The sequence below is a fragment of the Streptomyces sp. NPDC048352 genome (assembly GCF_040651895.1).
Lineage (GTDB): Bacteria > Actinomycetota > Actinomycetes > Streptomycetales > Streptomycetaceae > Streptomyces.
Map to the genome: position 1 here is coordinate 1 of NZ_JBEZKZ010000153.1, position 3,931 is coordinate 3,931.

The 3,931-nt window shown below is 75.7% G+C and carries 3 protein-coding genes and 1 pseudogene; 2 read left to right on the plus strand and 2 right to left on the minus strand.

The annotated features are described in order from the left end of the window. Both AB0D45_RS34620 and AB0D45_RS34625 read right to left on the minus strand, forming a co-directional pair. A pseudogene (locus AB0D45_RS34620) lies at positions 1 to 91 on the minus strand (AmfC protein); the annotation flags it as partial. 210 nt (positions 92 to 301) lie between these two features. Then, the gene (locus AB0D45_RS34625) at positions 302 to 1,429 is read right to left on the minus strand and encodes an ROK family transcriptional regulator (protein ID WP_362466635.1); all 1,128 of its coding nucleotides are present in this window, start codon (positions 1,427 to 1,429) and stop codon (positions 302 to 304) included. Positions 1,430 to 1,484: 55 nt separating this feature from the next. Between AB0D45_RS34625 and AB0D45_RS34630 the strand changes: the two genes are divergently transcribed. Together AB0D45_RS34630 and AB0D45_RS34635 are read left to right on the plus strand one after the other, a co-directional pair. After that, the gene (locus AB0D45_RS34630; RefSeq protein WP_362466638.1) at positions 1,485 to 2,567 is read left to right on the plus strand and encodes a Gfo/Idh/MocA family oxidoreductase; all 1,083 of its coding nucleotides are present in this window, start codon (positions 1,485 to 1,487) and stop codon (positions 2,565 to 2,567) included. Positions 2,568 to 2,745: 178 nt separating this feature from the next. Then, the coding region (locus tag AB0D45_RS34635; protein WP_362466641.1) for a hypothetical protein at positions 2,746 to 3,931 on the plus strand (1,186 nt) is incomplete at its 3' end.

The window sequence follows — 3,931 nt, forward strand, 5'->3', positions numbered from 1 at the left end:
GCCGGGCGGAGGCGCTGCGGCTGGACGGGGCGTCGGCGAGGATCTCCGAGAGCCGGTCCACCACCGGCGCCTCGGGGTCCGTACGGCGGGCCGGCCCCGCGCAGCGGCACCGCACCCCCGCCCTACCGTTATGGCTGCCGGGCCGGCCATACCACCGCGCAACCACCCCGGCCGAGCCGGCCACACCACCGCGCCGCCCATCCCGGCCGCACCAGGGGGCCCCGGGGCCGGGCCCCGCCCGCCCGTGCGCAGCCAGCGGGCTCCGGTGCGGAGCCCCCCGCTTCCGCCGGCCAGGCGAGCGTCACGTCCAGCCGAACACCCGCCCCCGGACCAGCGCCGCCGCGCCCTCCGCCACCCCCGCCGAGGCCCGCGCGACTGTCGGGGGGCGCTCCAGCAGGACGCGGGCCTCCAGCGCCCCGCGGACCCCGGCCACGAAGACCTCCGGGGCCGCGTCCACCACCCGGCCCCCCAGCAGCACCCGGTCCACGTCGAGCAGGGCGGCCAGGTTCGCCGCCCCCTCCCCCAGGATCCGCGCCGCCTCCGCCAGGTCGCCCCGGGCCACCGCCCCCAGGCACAGCACCTCCAGGCAGCCCCGCCCCCCGCACCGGCACGCCGGTCCGTCCAGCCGCAGCACCTGGTGGCCGAACTCCCCCGCCGCCGAGCGCCCGCCCCGGTGGACCGCCCCGTCCAGCCGCAGCCCCGCCCCGAGCCCGGTCCCGACGTGCAGGTACACGGAGGTGCCCGACCCGGGCCCGCCCGGGGCCCCCGCCACGACCCCGGCGTTGGTGTCCTTGTCCAGCACCACGGGCAACCCCAGGCGCCCCGCCAGTACCTCCCGCAACGGGTACCCCGCCCAGTCCGGGTATCCCGTCACCCTCCCGAGCACCCCGCTGCGCCAGTCCAGCGGGCCCGGCGCTGCGGCGCCCACCCCGAGCAGCGGCGGCCCCGCTCCCGGCTCCGCGGAAACCCGCGCGAGCGCGCGTACAACCGCGTCCACCACCAGTTCGGGACCGGCCCCGAAGTCGAGCGGTCCGCTCCACCGCGCGACGACGCCGCCCGCCAGGTCGACCCGGACGGCACTCAGCTCGTCGCGGTCCAGGTGCACCCCGACCGCGTGCCGGGCCCCGGGCACCAGCCGCAGCAGGGTGCGCGGCTTGCCGCCCGTGGAGGCGCCACGCCCGGCCTCGGCCACCAGGCCCTCCGCGGCCAGCCGGGCGGTGATCTTGCTGACGGCCTGCGGGGTGAGCCCCGTACGGCCGGCGAGCTCGGCACGGCCCAGCCCCGGCGCCCCGGCGGCGCGCAGCAGGTCCAGCAGCAGCGCCTCGTTGTGCCCGCGCAGCGCCGGCAGGTTCGCCCCGCCGCGGCCGCCGCTCCCGCCTCCGATGCGCTCCCCGGCCTCGCCGGCCTCGTCCCCCTTGCCCCTGTTCACCCGCCCATTGTCCACCCTCCTTGCACTTACGCAACAGTGTTGCCAAAGTGGTCCCATGACCACCTTCCCCACCCCCCTGCGCGTCGCGCTCATCGGCTACGGACTCGCCGGATCCGTCTTCCACGCGCCGCTCGTGTCCGCGACCGAGGGCCTCCTCCTCGACACGGTCGTCACCTCCGACCCCGGCCGGCAGGCCCAGGCCCGCGAGGCCCACCCGGACGTCCGCGTCCGTGCTTCCGCCGACGAGCTGTGGGACGGCCCCGACACCCCGGACCTGGTCGTCGTCGCCTCCCCCAACAAGACCCACGTCCCGCTCGCCACGGCCGCCCTCACCGCCGGCATCCCGGTGGTCGTGGACAAGCCGCTCGCCGCCACCGCCGCCGAGGCCCGCGAGCTGGCCGCCCTCGCGGAGCGCACCGGCACCTTCCTGTCCGTCTTCCAGAACCGCCGCTGGGACAACGACTTCCTCACCCTGCGCAGGCTCCTCGCGCAGGGCGAACTCGGCGACGTCCTGCGCTTCGAGTCCCGCTACGAGCGCTGGCGCCCGCAGCTCAAGGGCGGCTGGCGCGAGTCCGGAGCCCCCGAGGAGATCGGCGGCCTGCTGTACGACCTCGGCAGCCACGTCGTGGACCAGGCGCTGGTGCTGTTCGGCCGGGCGGTACGCGTCTACGCGGAGACCGACGTGCGCCGCCCGGGCGCCGAGGCCGACGACGACACCTTCATCGCGCTCACGCACGCGAACGGAGTCCGCTCGCACCTCTACGTCAGCGCGACCGCCGCCCAGCTCGGCCCGCGGTTCCGCGTCCTCGGCTCGCGCGCCGGCTACGTCAAGTACGGCCTGGACCCCCAGGAGGCCGCCCTGCGCGAGGGCCTGCGGCCGGGCGCCGAGGGGCAGCCGTGGGGCGAGGAGCCCGAGCACCTGTGGGGGCGGCTGGGCTCCGGCGAGTCCCCGCTCACGGGCGGCGGCCTGCCGGTGCCGACGGCGGCGGGCGACTACCCCGCGTACTACGCGGCGGTCGCGGCGGCCCTGCGCACGGGCGGCCCGGCGCCGGTCACGGCCGACGAGGCGGCGCGCTGCCTGGAGGTGCTGGAGGCGGCCCGCCGGTCGTCCCGCGAGGGGGTCGCCGTAGAGCTGTGAGAACCCCGAGCCCTGAGACCTGAGGCGCGAGCCCAGAGCCCTGAGCCGGAGCCGCGAGCCCTTCCGGCGCCTCACCGGCCCCCGGCCACCGCGAGCCGCATTTGTCGCAAAATCGACGCTTAGGGAGCGGGAAGGGCACCTATCCTTCACAGGCTGCCGATCATCACACATGTGAAGAATGGAAACCCCGCCTGTGAAGCTGCCCCGGATCGCGTCCGTCGTGGCCACCGCCGCGATGGCGCCGGCCGTCCTGCTCGCCTCGCCCGCCTTCGCCGCTGACGCCTCGTCGGGGGCGGCGCCGGCCACCCCGTCGTCGCCGACGGCGCCCGACCAGGACCCGCAGGGCGGCGTCGCAAAGCCGGCCGAGACCCCCGCGAAGACCCCCGCCGAGGACCAGGCGGCCAAGGACCGGGCCCGGATCGAGAAGATCCTGAAGGACCCGGCGTCGGGTCCCGGCGTGCGGGCCGCCGCGGAGAAGGCCCTCAAGGGCACGGCCGCCGACCTGCAGAAGTTCCTGGCGGTCGAATGGGCCCTGGAGCAGCTCGACGACGACTACGTCCGGATCTCGCAGATCCACTACGCGGGCGGCAAGGCCGTGAAGGCGGCCGCCAAGGAGGCCCTGCTCAAGAACACCCAGGCTGCCTTCACCGATTTCCTGAACGAAGGGCAGCACGCCGCCCGCCTCGAGGACGACCGCGTCGAGATGATGCGCATGCTCAACGGCGCCGGCAAGGGCATCACCAAGGCCGTCAACGAGCTGATGGACCACGGCACGCGCGAGCAGATCCGCGCGTTCGTCGCCACCGGCCAGCACAAGGTCCGCGCCGAGGACGACCGGGTCGCCCTGCTCGGGATGCTGAAGGACGCGGGGCCGGGCCTGAAGGAGGGGATCATCAAGCTCCTCGAGGGCAACCCCACCCCGCAGCAGCTGCGCCAGTTCGTGAAGAACGAGCAGCACGTGCTGCGCGACGACGACAACGCGGTCCTGATCTCGTCGATGGTGTCCAAGGCCGGCCCGGAGCTGAAGAAGGCCGCCCTCGCCGCGCTCAAGGGCTCGCGGGAGGACCGGGCCGCGTTCCTGAAGAGCGGACAGCACGTGGCACGGGCCAAGGACGTGGCCGCGGGGTGGAAGGAAGCATCGGGCGGCACGGGCACCGGCACCACCGGCAGCACCACCGGCACGGGCACCGGCGGTTCGGGCAGCACCGGCACCGTTCAGCCGGCCGGCGCCAAGGGCACCACCGGGAACGGGAACGTGACCCCGGCCGGCGGCGTCCGACAGCCACTCGTGCTCCTTGGTGTAACGCAGCTGCTGGGGGTTGCTCATGACCTGATTCTCCTGGATGCGGGGAGGTGGATACGAA

Bases quoted from the DNA above. Each gene is read 5' to 3' on its own strand.
- AB0D45_RS34630 (WP_362466638.1), top strand. From the start codon at position 1,485: ATGACCACCTTCCCCACCCCCCTGCGCGTCGCGCTCATCGGCTACGGA.